Origin of the sequence: Flammeovirga pectinis (genome assembly GCF_003970675.1) — a bacterium.
Taxonomy (GTDB): domain Bacteria; phylum Bacteroidota; class Bacteroidia; order Cytophagales; family Flammeovirgaceae; genus Flammeovirga; species Flammeovirga pectinis.
In genome coordinates this window covers 2,645,053-2,668,935 of sequence record NZ_CP034562.1, presented here as the reverse complement: position 1 = coordinate 2,668,935, position 23,883 = coordinate 2,645,053, and the positions used below count along the sequence as shown (strand labels likewise).

At 32.3% G+C, this 23,883-nt stretch carries 22 protein-coding genes; 5 read left to right on the top strand and 17 right to left on the bottom strand.

Annotated elements, in window-relative coordinates:
- Positions 1–80: 80 nt before the first annotated feature.
- The 9 genes from EI427_RS10625 to EI427_RS10585 all read right to left on the bottom strand — a co-directional run bounded on the left by EI427_RS10625 (position 81) and on the right by EI427_RS10585 (position 11,116).
- Positions 81–1,274 carry an FtsW/RodA/SpoVE family cell cycle protein gene (locus EI427_RS10625; protein WP_126614404.1) on the bottom strand — a complete coding sequence of 398 codons (1,194 nt, stop codon included), beginning with the start codon at positions 1,272–1,274 and terminating at the stop codon, positions 81–83.
- A 24-nt stretch (positions 1,275–1,298) separates the two neighbouring features.
- A complete protein-coding gene (gene murD / locus EI427_RS10620; protein WP_126614403.1) occupies positions 1,299–2,603 on the bottom strand; it encodes a UDP-N-acetylmuramoyl-L-alanine--D-glutamate ligase in 1,305 nt (434 codons plus the stop codon).
- 2 nt (positions 2,604–2,605) lie between these two features.
- On the bottom strand, positions 2,606–3,817 hold the full coding sequence (gene mraY / locus EI427_RS10615) for a phospho-N-acetylmuramoyl-pentapeptide-transferase (RefSeq protein WP_126614402.1): 1,212 nt from the start codon (positions 3,815–3,817) through the stop codon (positions 2,606–2,608).
- A gap of 28 nt (positions 3,818–3,845) precedes the next feature.
- Positions 3,846–5,306, bottom strand: coding sequence for a UDP-N-acetylmuramoyl-L-alanyl-D-glutamate--2,6-diaminopimelate ligase (locus EI427_RS10610; RefSeq protein WP_240655299.1), 1,461 nt, complete (start codon positions 5,304–5,306; stop codon positions 3,846–3,848).
- Between the two features lie 13 nt (positions 5,307–5,319).
- Positions 5,320–7,419, bottom strand: coding sequence for a penicillin-binding protein (locus EI427_RS10605; protein ID WP_126614401.1), 2,100 nt, complete (start codon positions 7,417–7,419; stop codon positions 5,320–5,322).
- A 15-nt stretch (positions 7,420–7,434) separates the two neighbouring features.
- Positions 7,435–7,827, bottom strand: coding sequence for an FtsL-like putative cell division protein (locus EI427_RS10600; protein ID WP_126614400.1), 393 nt, complete (start codon positions 7,825–7,827; stop codon positions 7,435–7,437).
- A 209-nt stretch (positions 7,828–8,036) separates the two neighbouring features.
- Positions 8,037–8,966, bottom strand: a complete 930-nt coding sequence (locus EI427_RS10595; RefSeq protein WP_126614398.1) for a hypothetical protein — start codon at positions 8,964–8,966, stop codon at positions 8,037–8,039.
- A gap of 85 nt (positions 8,967–9,051) precedes the next feature.
- Complete coding sequence (locus EI427_RS10590) at positions 9,052–10,089, bottom strand: DUF481 domain-containing protein (protein WP_126614396.1); 1,038 nt, start codon at positions 10,087–10,089, stop codon at positions 9,052–9,054.
- 127 nt (positions 10,090–10,216) lie between these two features.
- A complete protein-coding gene (locus tag EI427_RS10585; RefSeq protein ID WP_126614394.1) occupies positions 10,217–11,116 on the bottom strand; it encodes a class I SAM-dependent methyltransferase in 900 nt (299 codons plus the stop codon).
- A gap of 148 nt (positions 11,117–11,264) precedes the next feature.
- Here EI427_RS10585 and rmuC point away from each other — a divergent pair, with 148 nt between their 5' ends.
- Positions 11,265–12,836, top strand: a complete 1,572-nt coding sequence (gene rmuC, locus EI427_RS10580) for a DNA recombination protein RmuC (RefSeq protein ID WP_126614392.1) — start codon at positions 11,265–11,267, stop codon at positions 12,834–12,836.
- Here the strand turns inward: rmuC and EI427_RS10575 are convergent.
- From EI427_RS10575 to EI427_RS10550, 6 genes are all read right to left on the bottom strand, one after another.
- Positions 12,833–14,416 (bottom strand): polyamine aminopropyltransferase, encoded by a 1,584-nt coding sequence (locus tag EI427_RS10575; protein WP_126614390.1) that lies wholly within the window; start codon positions 14,414–14,416, stop codon positions 12,833–12,835. The two genes, rmuC and EI427_RS10575, sit on opposite strands and share 4 nt — an antisense overlap.
- A 68-nt stretch (positions 14,417–14,484) precedes the next feature.
- Positions 14,485–15,267, bottom strand: coding sequence for a hypothetical protein (locus EI427_RS10570; RefSeq protein WP_126614388.1), 783 nt, complete (start codon positions 15,265–15,267; stop codon positions 14,485–14,487).
- A gap of 62 nt (positions 15,268–15,329) precedes the next feature.
- Entirely contained in the window at positions 15,330–15,872 is a 543-nt protein-coding gene (locus EI427_RS10565) for a DUF4178 domain-containing protein (RefSeq protein WP_126614386.1), read from the bottom strand.
- Between the two features lie 152 nt (positions 15,873–16,024).
- Positions 16,025–16,942, bottom strand: a complete 918-nt coding sequence (locus EI427_RS10560) for a ribonuclease Z (RefSeq protein ID WP_126614384.1) — start codon at positions 16,940–16,942, stop codon at positions 16,025–16,027.
- Between the two features lie 95 nt (positions 16,943–17,037).
- The gene (locus EI427_RS10555) at positions 17,038–17,418 is read right to left on the bottom strand and encodes an STAS domain-containing protein (protein ID WP_126614382.1); all 381 of its coding nucleotides are present in this window, start codon (positions 17,416–17,418) and stop codon (positions 17,038–17,040) included.
- Between the two features lie 67 nt (positions 17,419–17,485).
- Positions 17,486–18,421 (bottom strand): phosphoribosylaminoimidazolesuccinocarboxamide synthase, encoded by a 936-nt coding sequence (locus EI427_RS10550; protein ID WP_126614380.1) that lies wholly within the window; start codon positions 18,419–18,421, stop codon positions 17,486–17,488.
- A gap of 336 nt (positions 18,422–18,757) precedes the next feature.
- Here EI427_RS10550 and EI427_RS10545 point away from each other — a divergent pair, with 336 nt between their 5' ends.
- On the top strand, positions 18,758–19,099 hold the full coding sequence (locus EI427_RS10545) for a hypothetical protein (protein WP_126614378.1): 342 nt from the start codon (positions 18,758–18,760) through the stop codon (positions 19,097–19,099).
- An 18-nt stretch (positions 19,100–19,117) separates the two neighbouring features.
- Here the strand turns inward: EI427_RS10545 and recN are convergent, their stop codons facing one another.
- The gene (gene recN, locus EI427_RS10540) at positions 19,118–20,767 is read right to left on the bottom strand and encodes a DNA repair protein RecN (RefSeq protein WP_126614376.1); all 1,650 of its coding nucleotides are present in this window, start codon (positions 20,765–20,767) and stop codon (positions 19,118–19,120) included.
- A gap of 130 nt (positions 20,768–20,897) precedes the next feature.
- Between recN and yjjX the strand changes: the two genes are divergently transcribed.
- Positions 20,898–21,443 carry an inosine/xanthosine triphosphatase gene (yjjX, locus tag EI427_RS10535; RefSeq protein WP_126614374.1) on the top strand — a complete coding sequence of 182 codons (546 nt, stop codon included), beginning with the start codon at positions 20,898–20,900 and terminating at the stop codon, positions 21,441–21,443.
- On the opposite strand, the gene EI427_RS10530 is transcribed toward yjjX, so the two are convergent.
- Positions 21,428–22,063: an AlbA family DNA-binding domain-containing protein gene (locus EI427_RS10530; protein ID WP_126614373.1), complete on the bottom strand. Its 636-nt coding sequence runs from the start codon at positions 22,061–22,063 to the stop codon at positions 21,428–21,430. The genes yjjX and EI427_RS10530 overlap by 16 nt on opposite strands.
- A 116-nt stretch (positions 22,064–22,179) precedes the next feature.
- Here EI427_RS10530 and EI427_RS10525 point away from each other — a divergent pair, with 116 nt between their 5' ends.
- Together EI427_RS10525 and EI427_RS10520 are read left to right on the top strand one after the other, a co-directional pair.
- Positions 22,180–22,623 (top strand): hypothetical protein, encoded by a 444-nt coding sequence (locus EI427_RS10525; protein ID WP_126614371.1) that lies wholly within the window; start codon positions 22,180–22,182, stop codon positions 22,621–22,623.
- Between the two features lie 86 nt (positions 22,624–22,709).
- Entirely contained in the window at positions 22,710–23,855 is a 1,146-nt protein-coding gene (locus EI427_RS10520) for a THUMP domain-containing class I SAM-dependent RNA methyltransferase (RefSeq protein WP_240655298.1), read from the top strand.
- Positions 23,856–23,883 lie beyond the last annotated feature (28 nt).

The following is a 23,883-nucleotide window of genomic DNA, read 5'->3' as shown; positions in this document are numbered from 1 at the left end:
TAGAGGCTGCTTTTTTGGATTAATGAATTTTATTTCTATTTCAAACAGATGTGCTAAAATCTTGTATGAAGTTATTTTCTTTAGTTTAAAGGTACATTCTTAGGGCGGTTAGTACCACTTTGTCCAGCTCTTTTAGCCGCTCTTTCTACTCTTTTAAATCTCACTTCTTCAGACTCCTCCATTGTAGATCTACTTACACTAAGAATAATTCCTACTGTCATACCCGTAAATAAAAGAGAAGTACCACCCATGCTTATAAGAGGTAATGGCAGACCCGTTAAAGGTAATAAACCAACAACAACCCCCATATGTACAAAGGCTTGTAAAATTAGACTAAAGGTTAATCCTGCGGCAAGTAAACCTCCAAATGCCTTCTGGCTACTGGCCACAATGGTCATTCCCCGATATAGTAATGTGAGGTACAAACCAATGATGAAAATTGCACCTATTAAACCATATTCTTCTACAACAATCGCAAAAACAAAATCAGAATAGGAGTGAGGTAGAAAGTTTCTTTGTGTGCTTTCTCCAATTCCTTTTCCTGTTAACCCTCCAGTTGCAATAGCAATATAAGATTGTTCAGCTTGGTAAGGGACTTCGGTTTCACTCATAAAAGAAGACAAACGGCTGACTGCTGTACCACCTCTTTGTCCAAATTGATACACGAATAAACCAGCCAAAGCACCAATAACCACAAGCATAAATAAATACTTTATGGGAACTCTACCAATAAAAAGTTGAAGCATTATGGTTAGAAAAAGGAGAGATGCAGTTGAAATATCAGATACTCCAATTAAACCACAAATTATACCTGTCCATATAAGTAAAGGAACAATTGCCTTATTAAACTCACCAATATCTCTTTGGCGTTTCCATAACATGGATGCCATATTGGCAATAAGTGCAAGTCTTGCTAAATCCGATGGTTGAAATGATAAATTTATGAATGGAATACTAATCCAACGTGATGCACTATTTAGTTCAGTACCAAAAACCCATGTGAAAAGTAAAAGTGGTATTGATAATAATAAGGCATATCGTGATATTCTAGAGTAGTAAATGTAATCTATCCTGTGACATACAAAAGCACCAATTAGACCTATAAAAACCAAACTAGAGTGTCTTAATAAAAAGTGTTCATTATCTCCGTTTGCTTGCATATAAGCTAGAGATCCTGTGGCACTGTAAACAACAAGTACGGAGAACATAGATAGTGTAATCATCACTAGCCATATTAATCGGTCTCCCTCAAGTTTATTTAATAATTTTTCCATAATAAAATTCAAATGGGTTCCGCGTTATAATTTATGGACTTCTTGCATAAAAATATCACCTCGATCCATATAATTTTTAAATAGATCAAAACTAGCACATGCAGGTGCTAAAAGTATTATATCATTTTTATCAGAAAGTTCTAAAGCTAATTCAATAGCTTTTCCAGTATCTTGAGTTTCCTTAGTAGGAATAATTTCACTAAAAGTATTGATCAGTTTTTCATTGTCAACACCAAGGCATACAAGCCCTTTTACATGCTTCTTAACAGTTTGGATTAAAGGAGAATAATCATTTCCTTTATCAGTACCACCTGCAATCCAAATAATAGGTTTATCAAAACTCTGAAGTGCAAATAATGCAGCTTCTACATTTGTCGCTTTCGAGTCATTAATAAAAGTAATATCATTTTTAAGAGCAACTTCCTGTAAACGATGTGGCTCGCCAATAAATGAAGGAAGTTCTTCTTGTATTTGCTTCGGCGATAAACCAACTGTTAAAGCCGTAAGAATTGCCGCTTCCATATTCCAAGCATTATGAGGACCTTTTAATGGAAGGTTATCAAATGTATAAACTTGGTCTCCAAATGGGATTTCTAAAGTTGCACCCTTTAAAAAATCTAAAGTGAAGCTAATTGAATGTGGAATAATTGACTTCTTATTTACTTGCTGATTTGTAAGAGTATCATCTTTACCATAAATAAATGTGCCCTCACTGTCCATATTTTCAATAATACGGAATTTTGAATCTGCATATTTTTGAATATCATACCCATATCTATCTAAATGATCTGGAGTGATATTTAATATCAATGCAATATTAGGCTTGAAATGTTCAATATCATCAAGTTGAAAACTACTGATTTCTAGAACATACCAATCGTGCTTTTTATTTAAAACTTCTTTAGCGAAACTAATACCAATATTGCCTGCTAAACCTGCATTAATTCCTGCTTTAGTAAGCAGATGATGAATTAATTTAGTTGTTGTAGTTTTTCCGTTTGTACCCGTAATAGCAATAATTTTTGCATTAGTATAACCGAATGCAAACTCAATTTCAGAATAAATTTTAGCACCATTACTTCTTAATTCTTGAACTATTGGAGCAGAATCTGGTATTCCCGGAGATTTGACTACTATTGATACTTTTCTTGGTGCATTTACATGAGTTCCTTCTTCAAAAGGAATAGCAGCTACAACAAGTTCATTTTTATGTTCCTCGCTAATTTTACCAAAATCAGAAACAAAAACTTCAAAACCTTTTGCTTGAGCCAATAGAGCAGCACCAACACCACTTTCACCAGCTCCTAAAACCAATACTTTTTCTGTCATGGTTAGCGAATTTTAAGCGTAAGGATTGTAGCAATAACTAAAAGGATATTAATAATCCAGAACCTAGTTACAATCTTTGGTTCAGGAATTTCTTTCTTTTGGTAATGGTGGTGTAAAGGAGCCATAAGGAATACTCTTTTTCCTTCACCGTATTTTTTCTTGGTATATTTAAAATAGAAAACCTGTATTATAACAGATAAATTTTCTACTAAAAAGACTCCACACATTAATGGAATCATCAATTCTTTTCTTAATACAATTGCTAAAGTTCCTATAACCCCACCAAGTGCTAAACTACCCGTATCACCCATGAAAACCTGAGCAGGATAAGCGTTAAACCATAAAAAGCCAATACAAGCACCAATTAAGGCTGTAGAGAAAATAGCAACTTCACCAGAATTAGGAATGTACATTATATCTAAATAACTAGAGAAAATAATGTTACCTGATAGGTAGGCGAAGATAGCGAGAGCTGTGGCAACAATACCTGCTGTACCAGCTGCTAAACCATCTAAACCATCAGTAATATTTACACCATTAGAAACTGCAGTTATAATAAAAATAACAAGTAATACATAAAGAACATGTGAAACAGTCTTATTTGGTAATACTTGAGAATAATCAAATTTATTATGCTTTAAAAAAGGAACGGTTGTTTCTAAAGATTTTTGATCTTTATAATCAACTCCTTCTACAAGTTCAGTTACTTTTTTAGATTTAGCACTTTCTTCAAATTGTCTCACTTTAACATCGTCATTAGATAGTAATGTGAGTCCAACGATTAGGCCTAAACCAATCTGACCAATAATTTTAAATTTACCACTTAAACCATCTTTGTTCTTTTTGATACGTTTTAAGTAATCATCCAAGAAGCCAATAGCCCCAGTCCAAAGTAAAGTAGTAATTAAGAGATGGATATATACATTTGTAAGATCAGCAAATAATAAAACTGGAAATAATATTGCTCCAATAATAATCAGACCACCCATTGTAGGCGTTCCTTGCTTTTCCATCTGACCCGCTAAGCCTAAATTTCTAACAATTTCGCCCATCTGCATCTTTTGTAGTTGGCGAATGATTGGTTGGCCAAATACAGCAATGTAGACCATAGAAAAAATTGTTGCAAGCATTGCTCTAACAGTAATATATTGAAATACTCCTGTGCCTACAACGTCATAATGTTTATGTAGATATGAAAATAAATGATATAACATATATATAGTAAATTCTTATTTGTTCTCTTTAATTAAAAGCCTTGAAAAGTTCTTCTTTATCATCAAAATGATGCCTTACACCATTTATTTCTTGATAAGTCTCGTGTCCTTTTCCAGCTAATAGAATAATATCACGAGGTTCTGCAATTTCAACAGCTTTCAGAATAGCTTCTTTTCTATCTAAAATAAGTTGTGTTCTTCTAGCTTGTGTGGGTGATATACCATCTTCCATTTCATCTAAAATGTCCTCAGGTTTTTCCGTTCTTGGGTTGTCAGAAGTTAAGATCACTTCTTCACTTAGCATTGCAGCAGTTTTTGCCATAATAGGTCGTTTAGAAGTATCTCTATCTCCACCGCAACCAATTACAGTAATTATTCTCTCTCCTTCTTCTCTAATATCTCTTATTGTTTCTAAAACATTTTCAAGAGCATCAGGAGTGTGAGCATAATCTATAATACCACGAATATTATTTTTAGAAACAATTTGTTCAAAACGTCCTTTTGCAGGTTTTAATTCTGATAAAGCCTGTAATGTTGTAAACTCATCTTCACCTAAGCAAATAGCAGTGGCATAAGCAGAAATTACATTGTAAGCATTAAAAGAACCAATTAATTGGAACCATGCATCATGTCCATTGATATCCATTTGAATTCCCTCAAAAGTATTATCAATAAGTTTACCTTTGAAATTAGCCATACTATGTAACCCAAAAGAATAATGTTTTGCTCTGCAATTTTGAAGCATAACATTTCCTCTTTTGTCATCAATATTCACTAAAGCAAAAGCTTTTTTAGGGAGAGTATCAAAAAGACGTTTCTTGGCATTAATATATTCTTTCATTGTACCATGATAATCGAGATGATCATGACTGATGTTTGAAAATAATGCACCTTCTAAATTAATTCCTTGTAGTCGTCCTTGCACAATTGCGTGCGAACTTGCTTCCATAAAGCAATAAGAACAATTCTTTTTTACCATTTCAGATAAAAGGAATTGTAATGTTACAGGGTCTGGAGTAGTAAGTTTTGTTGGAATAATTTCATCATTGATTTTATTCTCAATTGTAGTTAAAGCTCCTGTATTATAACCTAGTTTTATAAAGAGATTTTGAAGGAGAGTAACAACAGTTGTCTTACCATTTGTTCCTGTAACAGCTACAACTTTAACTTTTTCTGATGGGTTGTCATAAAAGTTGGCCGCAATTATACCAGCGGCCTGAGATGTAGTATTTATCTTGATATATGTAATACCTTCTACAAATTGACTTGGAGTATCTTCTAAAATAATAGATTTAGCTCCTAACTCAATGGCTTTAGGTATAAATTTGTGAGCATCTAATGCAGTACCTTTGATAGCAATAAATAAGCTATCCTCAGTTAATTTTCTTGAATCTAGTTGGACATCTGATACTTTTTGAGATAAATCTCCTTGTATCAATTCATATTCCAAACCTTTTAATAACTGAGCTATTTCTTTTTGTCCTTTCACGTTATTAATGTCTTTATTTCAGTTTTAAATAGACATTTGTTCTACTATTCACACGGCTTCCTGGAGAAATTGATTGTGTAACAACTCTACCATTCCCTAAAGGATGTACAGTAGCACCTTCATTTTCTATTAAATACATTGCATCTCTTAGTGTCATACCTCTAACATCTGGCATAAGGCCTTTTTTAACAGAAGCATTTACCCAAGCAATAGTATCTCCCTTAACTCTTGTTCTTACCCATTGGGTAGTATTTTCTGATACTTGTTGAATATCAAAAGCGTCAGAAAGTAAAAGTAAATCATTATAATTACCCGCTTTGATGTATGGGAAAGCAGATTCATTTTCATTATTGATATAATGAATATCACGTTCTGTTGTTCTAGAATAAACAACTTCTGCAATATCTAAAAATACGGGAGCACAAACGTCTCCACCATATTGGTTGGCACCTTTTGGCTCATCGATTGCTACTATCATAGAATAGGTAGGGGCTTCAGAAGGAAAGTAACCAACAAAAGAGGTATAGTAATTTTTTGTGTATTTACCGTTTTTTAATTTTTGAGTAGTTCCTGTTTTACCAGAAATAGCAAACTCATTATTATTAATTTTTTTAGCGGTACCTGTTTGAACAACTTTTCTAAGCATACCTTGTAGTGCTTTTAAAGAACGTTCAGAACTAATACTTTTTCGAATGGTTTTAACTCCTGCTTCACTAATAACTTCATTTCCTCTAAGAATTTTCTTAACAATTCTAGGGGCAACCATTTTACCATTATTGGCTATAGCGTTATAGAAGGTCAGCATTTGTAGTGGAGATGTTTCTACTTCGTATCCAATAGAAATCCATGGTAAAGAACATCCCGACCAGTTCGGGTCACCCGGTCTACTAATGTATGGTTTTCCTTCTCCTTCCATTTGGAAACCAATAGTGGAAGTTAAATTAAAACGATCTAGATATTTAAAGAATCTTTCAGGGTTACTTCTAAAGTTTTTAAATATCAATTTTGAAATACCAATGTTTGATGATTTTTCAATTACTTCATCTACGGATAACATACCGAAACCATTATAATGAGAGTCAGTCATAATACATTCATCATAGAACATATATTTACCGTCACCTGCATTTACAGAATCTTTAACGTTTAAATCAAACTCTTCTAATAAAGCAAGCATAGATGCACTTTTAAACGTTGAGCCAGGTTCCATTACTCCTTGGATAGCATAATTAAAATCTTCTATGTATTTTCCTTCAGAAGTTCTACCTAAGTTAACAATGGCTTTAATCTGACCTGTTTTTACTTCCATTAAAAGAACAGTTCCAAAATTTGCTTCATGTTTAATTAAAGCCTTTTCTAAAACATTATGTGCGTGTTCTTCAAAATCCATATTGATGGTAGTCTGAATATCAAGACCATTTTCTGCCCTAACTTGAGCACCATCATCTAAAGGTTTCCATTGGTTGCCAGATACTCTTTGGAAGAGTGCTTCTCCGTCAACACCAGCTAAATCATTATTAAAACTAAATTCTAACCCTCTACCCGTGTATTGGGCTTCTTCGTCTTTACTAATAAATCCAATTGTTCTTCGGGCTAAATCATCAAAAGGTTTAAATCTTTTTTCATATTTTGAAAAGATTAAACCTCCATTATGTCGACCTTCTCTAAAGATCGGCCAATTGTCAATATGTTTTTTATCTTGATGCTTAACCAACTTGTGACTAAGTATAAGATACCTTCTTTTTTTCTTTCGAGCTGTTCTAAGTAAACTATCGTATTGACTTGCAGATTTTTCTTTAAAATATCTTGATAATAATTGGCTAAGAGAATCAACTCCGCTATTAAAAATACTGTCTGATGAAACGCAAGGGTCAAAAGCTAATTTATAGAAAGGAATAGAGGTAGCAAGTAAACTTCCATCATCTGCTAATATATTACCTCTTGTTGCATCAACTCTTCTTATTTTTACTCTATTGGCATTTCCTGCCTTTTCCCACTTATCTCTCTCTACAAATTGTAAATCTGATATTCTTACAATTATTGCTGTTGCAATAACAACAATAAGTAAAAATGCAAAGCGAACACGGAGTAATATGGAATTTCTAATTCCCATAGATTTATTTGTAGTTTAATTATCTTCTAAATTTGGAACAGTAATTACAATAGGAGCAGTTTCTGGGGGAACAAGTCCTAAGGGGGCAACACGTTCTTCTATTTGTGAACGCTTACTTTCATTAATAAAATCATACTTTAAAGTACTGTATTCTACACGTAGTTTTTCTACAGACTTTTCTAGTTTGTTGATTCTAATTTCAGATTTCTCTGCTTGAAAACTATTAGAAATATACAGAATACCAACAAGGGTAATGAAAATAACCTTTTGGACATATTGGCTATTGTCATCCTCAAAATCATTGGATAAAAACTTCCATTTTGGAAGTCGTTTTACCCATTTATTTTCAGAAATTTTTTTTTCCTCTATGGGATTTTCTTGTATTGTTTTATACGTATTTGTTTTCATTGATACAGAAAATAGGCTCTTTAAAAATCGCAGTTTGCGAATTTGCTAAAAAACTGTCTTAAGTTATCTAAGTTCTACAAAAAAATAGAACTTTTTGACCAAAAAAATAAAGAAAAGAGGAAATAGGGAAGTTTTATAAATAAAAACAATCAAATTCTTAATCATACTACCTAAATAATACAATTGCGAATGAAAGAAATCTTGTTTAATTAATAAATACTGAAAGTTGTTTTTCCTATAAAATAGCCATCACAATAAAGTTGAGCACTATAATCTCCTTTTGTCATTAGGTTCTTTTTATCGTAGGTTACTTGGATAATTTTTTCATCATTTTTATACTCAAACCAAGTGTTTGAAGTGTAAAATATGTTTTCTCCATTGTCTTCAAGTTTAAAAAACCTAGTGGTATTATTAGGGTTATATATTGTAGCACCATCAGGATCAATAAGACATAAAAAGACTTGTTTATTTCCGGCTTCTACAACATCATTTTTTGGGACTTTAAACTGAACAATAATTTGATCAGTCTTTTTCATTTTTAATTTATCCGCTCTTGTAAGGTTTCCTTTTTTATCACCTCCTAGAGTATAAATATCAAACGCAATTAAACGTTTTGCCTTGTGTAACTCTTTCTCAAGTTCTCCTTGGTGGCTTTTTAAATTATTAATCTTAGAAGTTAAAGATGTTTTCTCTTCTTTTAGATGATAATTTTCAGAAATTAATGAATCGTTTACATGTTTTAGAGAGGTGATTTTCTTGTCCTTTTGAGCCAGTAATTCTTCATACATAGAAACCTTTTTACGGATTTCGTTATATCTATATTCTTCAAGTAATTGATTAGACCTGAGTTCTCTTTTTTCTTTTTCGAGATTGTCCTTTACTTTTTGTAAAGATTCGGTTTCCTCATTAAGAAGTTTTAGAATTTGTATTTGTTTATTTAATTCTGAAGAAATAGAATCGAGCTTTGTATATGTGAGAGCTAATTCTACATTTTTACTTTGCACACGTTCTTGAAGTCGTGTTGTATCATCAGAATTTAAATAAAGCTGTAATAGGTTTAGTGTTAACAGTGTAATCACTAAACCTATTAATATTTTACGTCTATTACTTAGTTTGCTATTAAAAATCGGATTTGTCATTCTTTGTGTTTGGAGTTGTCATCCACAAATTAATACATCAAATCGGATTTTATGTAATAACTAAGCACAGGTTTTATGATTTTTTCTATAGTTCCCAGCCAAAACCGAAAGTATATTGATAATCAATTTCTTTACCAGCTTCTGCAGGTTGAGTATCGTAGTTCATATTGTATCCCATCTTAACATAAAAGTCTAGAGGGAGATCATATTTTACGTTTGCTCCAACATCAGCTCTCCAACGGTCACTACCGCCTAAAGAACGGTATCCTTTAGCATTGGCCATGAAAGAGAGATCACCAGTATCAAAAAGGTTAATTTCAGTACCTAAAAACCATTCAGCTTCTGATCTTGCAGGTTGTGTTTCAAAATTTCCAGAACCCTCATTGTAAACAGCGTCAAAAGTTTCGTTCAGGTATGATGCACCAGTAGTGAAACCCCAGTAGGCAGAGTTTGTATGGATTACATACTTACCAATACCGAGTAGACCAACTGTACGTAGATCGATAGATTGTTCTGTATTTGAAAGGAAATTGACGTTTGCAGTAAGATAAAAGTCATGTGGTAAAAAATATTTACCAGTTACACCACCTTCATTTCTTTCAGTAGGATCAACGTCATCTTGTGTAGATTTTAAACTTGTTGCGTTAACACTAACTTGCCATCTATGAGTAGTATATCCAATATATGCAGAGGCATTTAATTGTGATAAATTATTGGCTTTTGCATAGCTATATCCAACATCTACATTTGCTGAAAGCTTACTAATAAATGAATTGTTGATTGATTTTAAATAAACAATATCATCTGGGTTAACATCTACAGTTTCAGTAGGGGTAATTAAATGGAAAGTACTAGGGTCTGTAGATGTAATATGTCCATTATATCTACGGCCATCAGAAAGGGTGATCATGAAGTTTGTATTACAATACATTTTTTCAATTCCGTCCCATTCAATTTTAAAGTTTGAATCACTGTATGGTGTTTCAATTTCAACCACACCTTTGTCCATGTTTTTGATTTCTCCTACAATCACGTCACCATTAATTAACACAAGAGAATCAATATCTTGTGCAAAAGTGTACATAGGTAACAAGAAGAGTAGTAGTATAGACAGCTTCTTCATTTTTTGTTTGATAATTTAATGAGTTAAAAAAGGATTTTTTACACTTTATAATTGTGTAAATTATGCCGCAAATATACATTTTATCTCATTAAAAATTCTAATATCAAACATAAAAATTTAACATATATTATTTAATGTGTAAAAAAGAGTTTATCCTCGTAGCGTCTTTTCTGATATTAATTTGAGTAGGTATAAAATTGGCTTTTGTAGCTAGGTTGTTTAATTCCAACCTATTACGGTAAGTGCATTGCCAATTAAATAGTATTTCCATTATATTTTTTGAGGTGTTTTTTTTACTAATGTTGCTTATAACAATGTCCCCATCATTATTAATGTAGGTTTGAATTTGTTTTAGTGTATTAACAAAAGTGACATCATCCATGTATTCAAAAACACCTTCAATCCAAATCATATCATATTTTTTAGAAACATTAAACGAATGAATACTTTCGTTTATATAGGTTATCTTATCACTAAATTCTTTTGTAAGTCCTTTGTAATAATGAATTGAATTTTTGTTTAAGTCCAGACAATCTGTTGATAGGTTTGGATTGACTCTTTTATATAATTCGAGTAATGATCTTCCAGAACCTGGTGCTATCATTAACATTTTTCTTGGTATATTTATTTTTTTAAGCTTATGAGTCAAATAGTTTTTAAAGTATTCCTTTCTACTTCTAATACTCTTTGCAATAGACGAGGAATGTATAAGTTTATCCCAATTAGGATAATCGTCTGATAAGAAATTATCATGAATAGCATCCGTAACTCTAAAGTCTTCATTGTAACCGTAGGGCTTACGAATTATATGTCCTACTAATGAATCATTTAAAAACTCTTCAGTAAATGTATTATGTATTATATCTAATTCAGATTGTCTTATGCTACCTAATCTAAGTTCATTAGCAACAATATCTACTTGTAATTTTAATCTATCGAAATGTATTTTTTGATTATCATCTTTAATAGAAAGTAAATTCTGTATAGAATAGGCAATCATTTGTAATGAGTTGTTAGGCGTTGACATAGATATAGTAGGTTAATTTGGGTGAAAGAGTGACCTATATGGTTTAACAGGAATTATTTAATTTTAGTTCTAAAAGGTATTCCAAATTTGTATAATTCTTTTCTATCATCTAATTTATTATTAATTTCGAATAGAATTATTGTATTTTTTGAAGTTTATAGAAATGGAGGTAGAGGTGTCAATGAACATTGTAGTGCTAATTGTAGCATGTTTAATAGTTATATCAGTTTTGTTAGTTGTGATTGTATATTTCTCCTTAAAACAGAAATATGCTCAACAAGAACATCAATATAAGGTTGAGGTAAAAGAGCGCTTAAAACTTAATCAAGCAAAAGATGAAGCCGGTCAACTAAATCAGAAATTAATTAATGAAAATACTACTTTAAAACAATCACTATCTGTAGCTGAAACGGAGAAAATTTCATTTAAAAATCAATTGCTTGATGTGAAGAATCAATACCAAGTAATTGATAATAATTTAATCGAAGTGTCTAATAATTATGCAAATACTAGAGGAATACTAGAAACGCTTAGCGAGAACAAACAATCTTTAGAAAAAGAATTAAACTACTTAAAAGAGAGTGAACAAGAATTAAAAGTTGAAAATATTCAATTACGTGAGGTCAATAGAAGTATGCAAGAGCGTTTAAATCAAAATGCCATTGATATACAGAATTTAAATCAACAGTTTAAAAAAGAATTTGAAAACTTGGCTAATAGGATCTTCGAAGAGAAATCGTCGAAATTTACAGATCAGAATAAATCAAATTTAAATACAATTTTACATCCTTTTAAAGACCAAATAGAAAGCTTTAGAAAGAAAATTGAGGATAATTACGGTAAAGAATCTAACGAGAGAACTTCGTTGAGAACTGAATTAGAAATGTTGAGAAAGATGAATAATCAAATTTCTCAGGATGCTCAAAACTTAACAAAAGCTTTAAAAGGAGATGCTAAAACACAAGGTGATTGGGGTGAAATGATTCTAGATTCGGTGCTAAGCAAATCTGGATTGAGAGAAGGAAGTGAATATTACATTCAACCAACATATACTACCGATGAAGGAGAGAAGCAACGCCCTGATGTTGTAGTAAACTACCCAGGTGAAAAGCAGGTAATTATCGACTCGAAAGTATCTTTAAATGCATACGAAAGATTTATAAATGCAGATAATGAACATCTACAAGAGAAGGAAATTGCCTTACATATTCGTGCATTAAAAGCACATGTAGAAGAACTTGCTAAAAGAGATTATCAGAAATTAGACGGCATCCGTTGTTTGGATTATGTTGTCATGTTTGTACCTGTAGAACCTGCATTTTTGGTTGCCTTGCAATACGAAGATTCTTTATGGGATTATGCCTATAAAAGGAAGGTAGTTATTGTTGGACCAACAACATTAATGGCAACTTTGAAAGTAATTGAGGAACTTTGGAGAAACGAGCATCAACAAAAAAACATTGAAGACTTAGTAAACCATGCTACAAAGATTTATGATAAAGCAAGAGGTTTTGTTGATACAATGTTGTTGCTTCAGAAAAAAGTAGGGGACTCTAAGGTTGAAGTTGATAAAGCAATTGGAAAACTAACTGAAGGAAAAGGAAACTTGATTAGTCTAGTTCATCAAATGAATGAAAAAGGGAACCTAAGTCCAAAGAAAAAAATAGCACCTTCTTTGATAGAAGATGCTATTCGTGAAAATACTATCAAGGAAGATTAGAATAAATCCCAATTTCCTTTGCCGTAATATGTAGGTAATACAGGATTGTGAACTGTATTTATTTCAATTTTACTACTGTCAAATTCAATTAAACCTTTTCCAAAAGAAGTAATTGAGTTTAAGGCCTCTTTGTTTAACCATTTAGTAGGGATATCATCCAAATTAGAACTTCTAATACGTTCTTTCATTTGTTCTGGAGTCATGGTTTTTGTACCCATAATCCAGCCCCATTCCCCTAGAGTGAGTACTTGATTTCTAAGAGGAATTGTATTAAAACCCGCACTTTGCATTGTTTTTTCAATACAATAAAATGCCTTTGTGGCATAATAAGGGCTACCTGCTTGGGTAATAATTACTCCATTAGGTCTTAAATGATGCCATGACATTCTGAATGTTTCAGCAGACTGTAATCTTCCTAACTCAATTGATTTAGGGTCTGGGAAATCCATCAGAATTACATCAAAAAACTCATTAGTTTTTTCTAAAAATGTAAATGCATCCGTATTGATAATCTTAACTTTATCATTGTTAAGTGCATTGTTATTTAGTTTTCTAAAAATAGGATCTTCTTTACCAAGTTTTGTAATGGCAGGGTCAAGATCAACTAATGTAATTTTTTTGATTGAAGGAAACTTTAGAGCTTCCCTAGCTAAACAGCCATCACCTCCACCTAATATTAAGATGTTTTCTGGATGACCAGATAACTTTAGAGCCGGAATTGCCATTGGTTCGTGATAAAGCCACTCATCAAAAGTACTTAATTGAAGATGTCCATTCAAATACAACCAATAATCATTTTTCCATTGCGTAACAACAATTCTTTGGTAAGAAGTCTGCTCTTGAAATACGACTTTGTCTTTGTATAATTTTTGTTCGCCATAATTAATAACATCCTGTGCAAATGCCATTCCTACGCCAATTATAACAAATAAACCAACACTACTGATCTTTAATTTATTTACCCATTTTGTATCTATAATATCATCTAGCCTCCAAAGAAGAAGAATTGCTACAGATAGGTTTACAAAACCTAAAACAAAAGGAGTATAGGTTAAACCTAAGAAAGGTAACCCAACAAAAGCAAAGAATAAACCACCAACTAAACTACCAAAGTAATCTTTCTCCATAACAGAGGAGATATTTACTTTTAACGATTCAAAAGAATCATTTAGTCGAGTTGCTAACGGTATTTCTAAGCCAATAAGAAAGCCTATACAGATACTTGTAAAGTAAATTAATACGCCATCTATAGGAAATGGAAATACGTGAAGTGACTTGTCAAAACTTACATAAGCAGAAATGCCATATGCAATTATGGAACTAAACGACACTAAAAAGGATAGAATAAACTCGACTACAATAAATTTTTCAATTAAATTTTTGTCAAGGTATTTACTAAACCTACTGCCTAACCCCATAGCAAAAAGCATGAAGGATAATGTAAGTGTCCATTGAAGTACTGAATTACCTAAAAAATAAGTGGCTAATGTAGATAAAACATATTCTGCTACGATACCAGATAAACCAGTAGCAAATAAAGCCAATTTTAAGGTATTTGACTTAGATAAAAATGAAGCCATTGTTTGTTAAAAAAGAAAACCCTCGAGTTTAACGAGGGTTTATATTAGTATATAATTTTTTACTTAGATTATTTTCCTCCGCTAGAAGATGATCTTGATCTAGACGAAGAACCACTTCCGTATCTAGAAGTAGAACTTTTGTATCCAGAAGCTCTTGAACCAGCTGCAGTTCTAGCAGGAGAACGGCTGACGCTACTCCCAACAGTATTTCTAAAACTAGAACTTGTACTCATTCTTCTTGAGAATGAAGGGTTAGATTTCTGAGCTCCAGAAGAATATGAACCATATCTTGGAGACCCTGAGCTACCACCATAATAGTTTCTACCAGATGAGTGGTATCCTCTATAGTTCATATAGCTCGATCTATAAACTGGACCATAAAAGCCCATTCCAAAAACACTACGCATCATAGCGTATCTTCCATAAAATTCCCAGAAACTAGTTCCTGTAGAAGGATTAGTTTTCCACTGTCCATATTGAGAATTACCAACATACCCAGAGTAACCAGGAGGTGATACTTGTTTACTAAGCTTACCGTCAACTTTTGACGCTACTTCCATACCAATATCACCAGAGTGTAAATTAAAGAACGTTTCAGATACTTCGTACCATTCTGTTTCTTTAGTTTGAGGAACGCTATCAGCTCCCATAGTTATAACTTTAAACTTCTGTCTATAATGATCAGATGAAAATAAATGCTCTTCAGCATCTATATCTTGTAGAATAATTGTGAAATTATTCACGTTAGTCATGCTGACAATTAATTGATCGACAGGGTTTTTTTTGAATGTTTCCTGAGATGTACATGAAATCAAAAACAGGAAAGAAATAAGTGCGAGAATTTTTCTCATTTTTAATAGTTGTTTGATTTACTTAGAAATTAATGCGTTTCTTATGTAAACGATATTTAATACTAAGTGGTTGGTAGTATATTACTAAAAGCATCTGGCTCTTCTACGATACCAAGTGATGCTTCAAATTCTTCATCATCAAATTGTTCTAAAGAGAGTACATATTTTTCTGAGTCATCATAATATTCCCAGACCATATATGGTGCACTGTCTTTATTTTCAATATTTCTCCAATAACCTACAGATTTTGTATCACGGTAATATACTTTACCATCATAAACAATTTTCTTTGGTGGTTTACCTTTAGATTCAAGAGCATCATCAACAGCGTCAGGGAGTTTACCCCATTTTAATTTTCTTGATATTGTTCCTGTAAGAAAGTCATTGTCCTCAATGCTTAAAAAAACAGCATCTGTAGCACTTTCTAATTTAAATTCATAAGAGAAGTCATTGTCTCCCCAATCATATTCAAATTCTTCAGTAACCTCCCAACTTTGTAAGTCGTAATCTAATACATATCCTTTTCTAATATCTTTAATTGTAATATTTGTAGGATCGTAATGTTTCTCTTCTTTCTTCTTCTTTTTGAAAAATCCGAACGGCATAATTTTATATTTATATTGATACGACAATATACAATAAATTGTCCTTTTCTGATAGGATTTATAGAGTAAAGCTGTAAATACAATGTGGATTCTAAAGCAAAGGGATTCGGTTTAGAAAATTGTTATAGCAAGTAAAATGAGAATATATGATACTATTCGCGTTCTAAGATTGTGAATTGTTTTCCTTCTTTTGCTAATTCTGTATTTGGGAATTCTTCACGAGCTTCCTCTAAAAGATTGTTCAAATCGCCGTATCGAGCAGAAAAATGACCAATTAGTAATTCGCCAACTTTTGCTTCTTTTGCAACAGTTCCTGCTTGGTGTGCAGTGGTGTGAAAAGTAGTATTAGCTCTGTCTAAATGCCTGTGCATAAATGTAGACTCATGGTATAATAAATCTACACCATAAACTTTAGAAATAACACTCTTGCTATATTTTGTATCAGAGCAAAAGGCATAAGATCTAGATTTTCTTGGAGGGAGAGTAACATTTTTATAGAATATCTGTTCTCCTTGGAAATCAATATCTTCTCCTCTTTTTAAAGCTCTAAAAGCTTCGAAAGGTAACCCAGAAGGTAGTTTTTCAGGTATTATTCTGTACTGCTTTTGTTTTTCTCTAAATAGAAATCCAGTACAAGGTACACGGTGAGTGAGTGGTATAGTTTCTACAGTAAGTTTTTCATTTTCATAAATTACTTCTGGAAACATAGTTGGATTATCGTACAAAAAGACCTTAAAACTTAGGTCAGTTTTTGTGTGCTTAAAGTTGGCAAGAAGTACTTCATCTAAACCTCTAGGTCCATGAATATATAGCGGATCTGTTCTACGTTGCATATTCATCGTAGATAATAATCCTGGGAGACCAAAAAAGTGATCGCCATGCAAATGACTGATAAATATATGTTCAATTTTATGCAAACTGATTCCTAAATTTATCAATTGATGTTGCGTAGCTTCACCACAATCAATTAAAAATTGCTGATTTCCTATACGTACATGTTGTGATGTCATGTGCCTACCTTTTACAGGAACGGCGGCACTAGAACCTAATATGGTGATTTCGAATGACAACGGTTTGAATGTTAGTAGTACCTATAATCACTAGAAAAGCTCGAGTCCTAAAGATTAGGAATCGAGCTTTTATTTATATCTTATAAGAGGAAGACTTAGTTTTCGTCTTCACCTTCAATATCTTTTTCAATTTCATGTAAGAAAACTGAATCAATAGCTTCTTGCACTGTTGGCAACAAGTTCAATACAGTTTCTAACTTAGAAATTTTGATAAGTTTCATTACATGCTCATTTAAGCCTGCAAGAACTAATCTACCGTTCACTTCACCAGCTAAACGATTAGCAACTAAAATAGAGCTAAGTCCTGATGAATCAACGTATTTTACGTTTGATAAATCGATAATTAAATTCTCAGTACCAGATTGGAACATAGTGACAATCTCAGCTTTTAATTGAGGTGCCTTTAAAGAGTCTAATTTTTCTTCTTCAGGAATAAGTACGGTATATTTCTCGCTTTTATTTACAGAAAATCTCATAATTTCTTTATATAGTCTATTTTAATACGATTGCAATATACACAGTTTTTTACAAGACAACATTAAATTATCCTAATTGTGTATTAATTGCTTTGAAAATTTCATCTTCTTGATTTACATAAGATGATTTTTCAAATTTTTCGCCTGTTATGTTTTCGTAAAGTTCAATATATCTATCAGAAACAGAATTTACAAACTCATCTGACATTATTGGTTGTTCTTGACCATCTTTTCCTTGAAAACCATTTTCAATTAACCATTGACGAACAAATTCTTTAGAAAGTTGTTTCTGTGGTTCATCTTTATCTTGGCGCTCTTGGTATCCTTCTGCATAAAAATAACGCGAAGAATCTGGCGTGTGAACTTCATCAATTAGATAGATTTTATCCTCTACTTTACCAAATTCATATTTAGTATCAACAAGAATAAGACCTCTTTCTCTAGCAAATTCAGTCCCTTTATTAAATAATGCTTTTGTATATTTCTCTAACTGAACATAGTCCTCTTCAGAAACAACGCCTTGAGCAAGAATTTCTTCTCTAGAAATATCTTCATCGTGCCCTTCCATTGCTTTTGTAGTAGGAGTAATGATTGGTTCAGGAAGTTTATCGTTTTCTTTTAACCCTTCAGGAAGAGCGACACCACAAAGAATCCTTTTTCCTGCTTTATATTCTCTCCAAGCATGCCCTGCTAAATATCCTCTAATAACCATTTCAACAGCAAAAGCTTCACAGTTTTTACCGATATGAACATTTGAGTGTGGAGTAGATTCTAACCAGTTCGGAACAATGTCTGCAGTCATTTTAAGAAATTTTTCTGCAATTTGGTTCAGCACTTGTCCTTTGTAAGGTATTGCTCTATTTAGAACAACATCGAATGCTGAAATTCGGTCGGTGGCAACGATTGCAATCTTCTTACCGAAGAAATACACATCTCTGACTTTGCCGTGGTATACTCCAGTGGCATTTTCGAATTCTAATTTAGTGCTTTTTATTGCGTCCATGACTTAAAAAATATGATGTATTATTTTCCAGTTAGAATAATTTTAATGCTGCAAACATACAAGGTCTAGTTGATTTATTACAATTTTTATAAAATGATTTTTAAGCTGATTATCACTTTTTACGTAATTTAATTTAGACATTAAGCAAAGTTTGAATTAGCTAAAAACTGTTTTGTGATTATTTCTTTAAGTTTTTGAAGTATTCTTTGATAAAAAGAGATAAATATCCTTTATTTATCACTTAAACAATAGATTAGAATTTGGAAATAACCTTCAGATATTGAAATAATCTAATCCAGCTAATTTTAAATTTACTACACTACCTATTTTTGACTTATGTTAGATTTAAATGAAAGAGTTGACTTAACAAGAGCAACCGGATGCTACTCAGGTAAACTATTTAGAGTAGAAGATGATATTAAATACGAGATGGATTGTCAGACATCTATCACAATGGATGATGCAAACGAATTAAGATTAGAAATAATTATGGATGGTTGCCAAAGTGGAGAAACAATGCCATTGGTAACAGACGAATTGTCTGAAGATCTTTTTACGCTACGTTGTAATGAATCTGAAGAATCTTTAAAAGGAGAGGTCGATTTATTAAATAAGATGTTAAGTTTTAAAGTAGAAAGTCCTAGAAGCGGCGAAACGGAATTTGTAGGCTGCCTCTAGAACTTATTATATCTTTTATTACCCTATTAATTCTTTTGCACTTTGATACGCCCCCTCACTTGGATGTGAACCTCCAATCATTTGAGCAATTTCGGTAACACGTTCAGAATGGTCTAGAGTTCTAATTTTACTTACTGTAGAAATACCCTCATGGTCTTTGTATACAAAATAATGTTTAGAGCCTAATGCTGCAATTTGAGGTAAGTGGCTAATAGTAAACACTTGATGATTACTACCCATTTCTTCCATGATATTACCAACCTTAATTGCAATCTCACCTGATATACCTGTGTCGATTTCATCAAAGATGATTGTTGGTAAAGCAGTTTTACTTGCTAGAATATATTTAATAGCGAGCATTAATCTAGAAAATTCACCTCCAGAAGCAACATCTCTTAATGGAAGTGGACTGCGGCCTTTATTTGCTGTAAAGAGAATTTCAACTTCATCCATACCAGAAGCAGCGGGTTCTGTTTCTCTTTGGTCAATAACAAGGTGACCGTTAGGCATTCCTAAATCAGAAAGTGTAGCATTTAATTGTTCAGCTAAAGGAGCAATTACTTTTTTACGTGCAGAAGAAAGAATTTCAGAAATTTCTAGCATTGCTTCGTACGCTGCTTTCTTTTCTGTTTCTGCTTCGAGAAGAGCTTCATCAAAACTCTCTACTTTTTCTACTTTCTCACGGATTGTGTCTCTTTTTTCAATTAATTCCAAAAGATCATTGACTCTATGTTTTTGTTGTAGTCCATAAAGTTGATCTAAAGTCTCTTTGATCATGAAAATACGTTCTTGATCAAAAAATAAATTGTCTTCTTCAGATTCTATTTCAGAAATAATATCACGAAGTTCTATATGACAGCTATCTAAACGTTCTCTTATATCTGATAATGTTTTAGAATAATCTGCCAGACCATTTACATCTGTAATTGCAGAATATATTGTAGCATCAGCAGAGTAATCAGACCTGCTAAGTGCATCTAACACTGTATTTAAAGCAACTTTAATATTTTCAGCGTTTTCTAACTTCTCAAGTTCTTTTTCTAATTCATCTTGATCGATGTCGTCTAAATTAGCATCGTCTAATTCTTTAAGCTGAAACTGATTGAACTCAAATTCTTCTTTTACCTGATGGTATTCATCAAGAAGTTGTTTATATGCCTGAGCTGTTTTTTTGTATTGTTTATAAGCTACAAATACGTGTTCAACTTTACCTTCTAGTTTACCATAAGTATCAACTAGGTTAAGTTGGTATATGTTTGAACCGAGTTGCATAGTGTCGTGTTGTGAATGGATATCCATTAAACGCTCACTAATTTTTCGCATAACATCTAAACGTACAGGAGTGTCGTTTATAAATGCTCTTGATTTGCCACTCGGGGTTATTTCTCTTCTTAATAAAGTTATCTTTTCGTAGTCAAGTTCTAAATCAATAAAAATTGATTCCATCTTATAAGAAGAGATGTCAAAGGCTCCTTCAATAATGCATTTTGATTTTTGATCGAACAATGCTTTTGTATCAGCTCGCCCACCTTTTAAAAGACCAAGAGCACCTAACATAATAGATTTACCTGCACCAGTTTCACCAGTGATAATGTTTAATCCTTTATCAGGGCTTATCTCTGTATGCTCAATTAATGCGTAATTTTTGATCAAAAGGTTCTTTAACATGACTTTTTTAAGATATTTGATGAAAACGGAATGCTTTATTACGTTTGTAGCTTAAAAGTAAGTCAAAAGTAATAGATTTCGTTTATATTTTCAACTTACATTGTTAAAAATAATAGAAAATGTTCAAAATATGAATAAAAAAATAGTTGTAGCATCAAAAAATCCTGTTAAAATCAATGCGGCTTTATCAGGAATGAATAAAATATTACCAAAAATAGAGTTTCAAGTAGAAGGAGTAGATGTGCCTTCCGGAGTGGCAGATCAGCCTATGACATCTAAAGAAACTTGGGATGGAGCTTTAAACCGAGCTACTAATGCTAGAAAGGTAGCAACAGATGCAGATTATTGGGTAGGTATGGAAGGAGGTATTGATACCGACGAAGAAGGGAAGATGTTTGCTTTTGCTTGGATGTGTATTATTGATAAAGATGGACGTAAAGGTAAAGGGCAAACTGGCATCTTTTATCTTCCTCCTAAAGTACAGAAACTTGTTGAAAGTGGTATTGAGTTAGGTTATGCCAACGATCAGGTATTTAATGAAGTTGGTTCAAAACAGAAAGGTGGAGCAGTAGGCTCTTTAACTTTGGGGGCGTTAGGAAGAACAGAATATTATGAACAAGCAATGATACTCGCTATGGTTCAAATAGTAAATCCTTTACTTTATCCTAACGAATAAAAAATATCTTTTTCTATTGAATGTTCTTGAAGTAGCCCGATGACTGTTAATTCATGCAGAATACGTCGGGCTCTTCTTTCTGAAAAATTAACTAGCTGACAGAATTGTTTTAGTGTGATTTTTTCATTTTCGGAAAGAAAATCTAAAAGTGATGTTTCTTGCTTTGTAAATTTCCTTTTCAGTTTTACAGGCTCACTTATTTGTTCATTAGTAGCTAACTTTATTGATTTATTAGACATTTCTATGCTTTTGTCATTGTATCTGATATGAGTTATCCATTTTCCTTCTCTTGAAAGTGCTTTATGTGGTTTTAATGGACTATTTGGGATTTCTAAAAGTAAAACAATACCGTTATCAGTTTCAATGGTGACAAAATTAATTACTAAGGTGGGAGTTATATGGTGTTTGAGTATTTCTTCTATCGCATTTTGTTCTTTAAAAGGGTCTATACCTATTATTTCCTGCTGATCGTTAACGCCAACTAAAAGTATTCCTCCCTTAGTATTCGCAATAGATGAAAGTGTTTTAGCAAACCGAGTAGGTTTTGTTACTTTAAGTTTAAATTCTAATGTCTTAGACTCACCGTTTTGTATTAATTTTTGCAATTGATATTCATTCATGATGATTTAATACTAATTTTTTTAGAATATGGTTGTTAGCACAATTTAATTTAAGATAGGCAAAATTGATTTTTTATATTAGTTATAAACCCATATAAATCAAAACAATTATTGCAATGAAATTATTATTGATAACTACTTTATTTACGTTGACCTCTCTTTTTTCTTTTGCTCAAGAATACCCTTTTGGTTTTCAATTTGGTCAGACTTTGGAAGAATTTGAAGAAGCAATTGCTAATTCTGGAGAATATGAGATAGATGATGAACATCAAGGACAAAACGGAATCTACTTATTTTATCCAGAACTTGATAAAGAAACGCCAATTTGTGTTGTTGTTCATTTTCAAAATGGCAAAACAGTACAGATGGGACTTAAGGTTGGTGCAATGCATGAAGAAGATATTAAGTCTTATCCCGGCCACCTTACAGTATGGGCAGTTATTGATAATATTAAGAAGCAATATCCAGAAAATGTGCATCATTTAAATCATGGAGGAGTTGTATATACATTGGCTAGATCTGAGAAAATTGATGATATTATTTTAATGAATAAAATTTAGAGGATTGTCAATGATTCTTTGTAAAGTATTGTCTCAAATATTTTCTATGTACATTTGCAGCAATAGATTATAAAACTCCGAATACTTTGGCAGATCAAGATCAAATTTTTCCTATGACCGCTAAAACCTTTTTTGGTTTAGAAGAAGTCTTAAAAAAGGAACTTATACAAATAGGTGCAACAAACGTAAAAGCAGGAAATAGAGCTGTAACTTTTGAAGGGGACACTGAAGTTCTCTACAAAGCGAACCTCCATTTAAGAACTGCTTTAAAAATTCTATTACCAATTAAACAATTCAGAGCTAGAAATGAGCAAGAATTGTATGATAGAGTTAAGGAAATAAATTGGGCGAAATATATTGATTTAGAGGGTACATTTGCTATTGATAGTACTGTTTGGTCGGAAACATTTACCCATTCAAAATTTGTAGCTTTAAAAGTTAAAGATGCTATAGCAGATCATTTTACAGAAATCTTTAAAAGAAGACCTAATGTAGATGTCAGCGAACCCGATATTCAAGTTCATATCCATATTTCTCAAAGAGAATGTATTTTATCTTTAGATAGTTCTGGAGAATCTTTACATAGAAGAGGGTATAGATCTGAACAACGTCAGGCACCTTTAAATGAAGTTTTAGCTGCAGGAATCATTATGTTGACGGGTTGGAAAGGTGAACGTCCTTTCTTAGATCCTATGTGTGGTTCTGGAACATTACTTATAGAGGCTGCAATGATTGCTAGTAATACAGCACCTGGTGTTAAAAGAAAATTTGCATTCATGAATTGGAAACAATATGACCGTAAATTATGGAACCAAGTACTTAGAGAAGCAAAAAGAGCAGTGGTAGAAATAGAAGTTCCAATTGTTGGTTCTGATATTGAGAGAGAAGCTATAGATATTTCTTTTGCTAATGCAGAGCGTTCTGGTTTAGATGAAGATTTACGAATTTCTAAAAATAGTTTCTTTGACCGTAAGCCAATTGGAGAAAATGGAATTATTGTATGTAACCCACCTTATGGGGAGCGTATTGGTAAGGATATTGAAGAACTTTACAAACAAATGGGCGATAAGTTGAAGCAAGATTTTTCTGGGTATGATGCCTGGATATTTAGTGGAAACATGCAAGCGTTAAAATTTGTAGGGCTTAGACCTAGTAAACGTATAGAATTATATAATGGAGCAATAGAATGTAGGCTTGCTAAATACGAAATGTATAGAGGTAAGAAAGACTAGATTCAAAACTCTAATCCATAAAAAAAAG

Coding starts and splice junctions, on each gene's coding strand:
- EI427_RS10605 (WP_126614401.1), bottom strand. CDS start 7,419: ATGGGAATTAGAAATTCCATATTACTCCGTGTTCGCTTTGCATTTTTA.
- recN (WP_126614376.1), bottom strand. CDS start 20,767: ATGTTAAAGAACCTTTTGATCAAAAATTACGCATTAATTGAGCATACA.
- EI427_RS10550 (WP_126614380.1), bottom strand. CDS start 18,421: ATGGACGCAATAAAAAGCACTAAATTAGAATTCGAAAATGCCACTGGA.
- mraY (WP_126614402.1), bottom strand. CDS start 3,817: ATGTTATATCATTTATTTTCATATCTACATAAACATTATGACGTTGTA.
- EI427_RS10585 (WP_126614394.1), bottom strand. CDS start 11,116: ATGTCAACGCCTAACAACTCATTACAAATGATTGCCTATTCTATACAG.
- EI427_RS10600 (WP_126614400.1), bottom strand. CDS start 7,827: ATGAAAACAAATACGTATAAAACAATACAAGAAAATCCCATAGAGGAA.
- EI427_RS10575 (WP_126614390.1), bottom strand. CDS start 14,416: ATGGCTTCATTTTTATCTAAGTCAAATACCTTAAAATTGGCTTTATTT.
- murD (WP_126614403.1), bottom strand. CDS start 2,603: ATGACAGAAAAAGTATTGGTTTTAGGAGCTGGTGAAAGTGGTGTTGGT.
- EI427_RS10570 (WP_126614388.1), bottom strand. CDS start 15,267: ATGAGAAAAATTCTCGCACTTATTTCTTTCCTGTTTTTGATTTCATGT.
- EI427_RS10555 (WP_126614382.1), bottom strand. CDS start 17,418: ATGAGATTTTCTGTAAATAAAAGCGAGAAATATACCGTACTTATTCCT.
- EI427_RS10625 (WP_126614404.1), bottom strand. CDS start 1,274: ATGGAAAAATTATTAAATAAACTTGAGGGAGACCGATTAATATGGCTA.
- EI427_RS10545 (WP_126614378.1), top strand. CDS start 18,758: ATGTTAGATTTAAATGAAAGAGTTGACTTAACAAGAGCAACCGGATGC.
- EI427_RS10530 (WP_126614373.1), bottom strand. CDS start 22,063: ATGAATGAATATCAATTGCAAAAATTAATACAAAACGGTGAGTCTAAG.
- yjjX (WP_126614374.1), top strand. CDS start 20,898: ATGAATAAAAAAATAGTTGTAGCATCAAAAAATCCTGTTAAAATCAAT.
- EI427_RS10595 (WP_126614398.1), bottom strand. CDS start 8,966: ATGACAAATCCGATTTTTAATAGCAAACTAAGTAATAGACGTAAAATA.
- EI427_RS10565 (WP_126614386.1), bottom strand. CDS start 15,872: ATGCCGTTCGGATTTTTCAAAAAGAAGAAGAAAGAAGAGAAACATTAC.
- EI427_RS10525 (WP_126614371.1), top strand. CDS start 22,180: ATGAAATTATTATTGATAACTACTTTATTTACGTTGACCTCTCTTTTT.
- EI427_RS10590 (WP_126614396.1), bottom strand. CDS start 10,089: ATGAAGAAGCTGTCTATACTACTACTCTTCTTGTTACCTATGTACACT.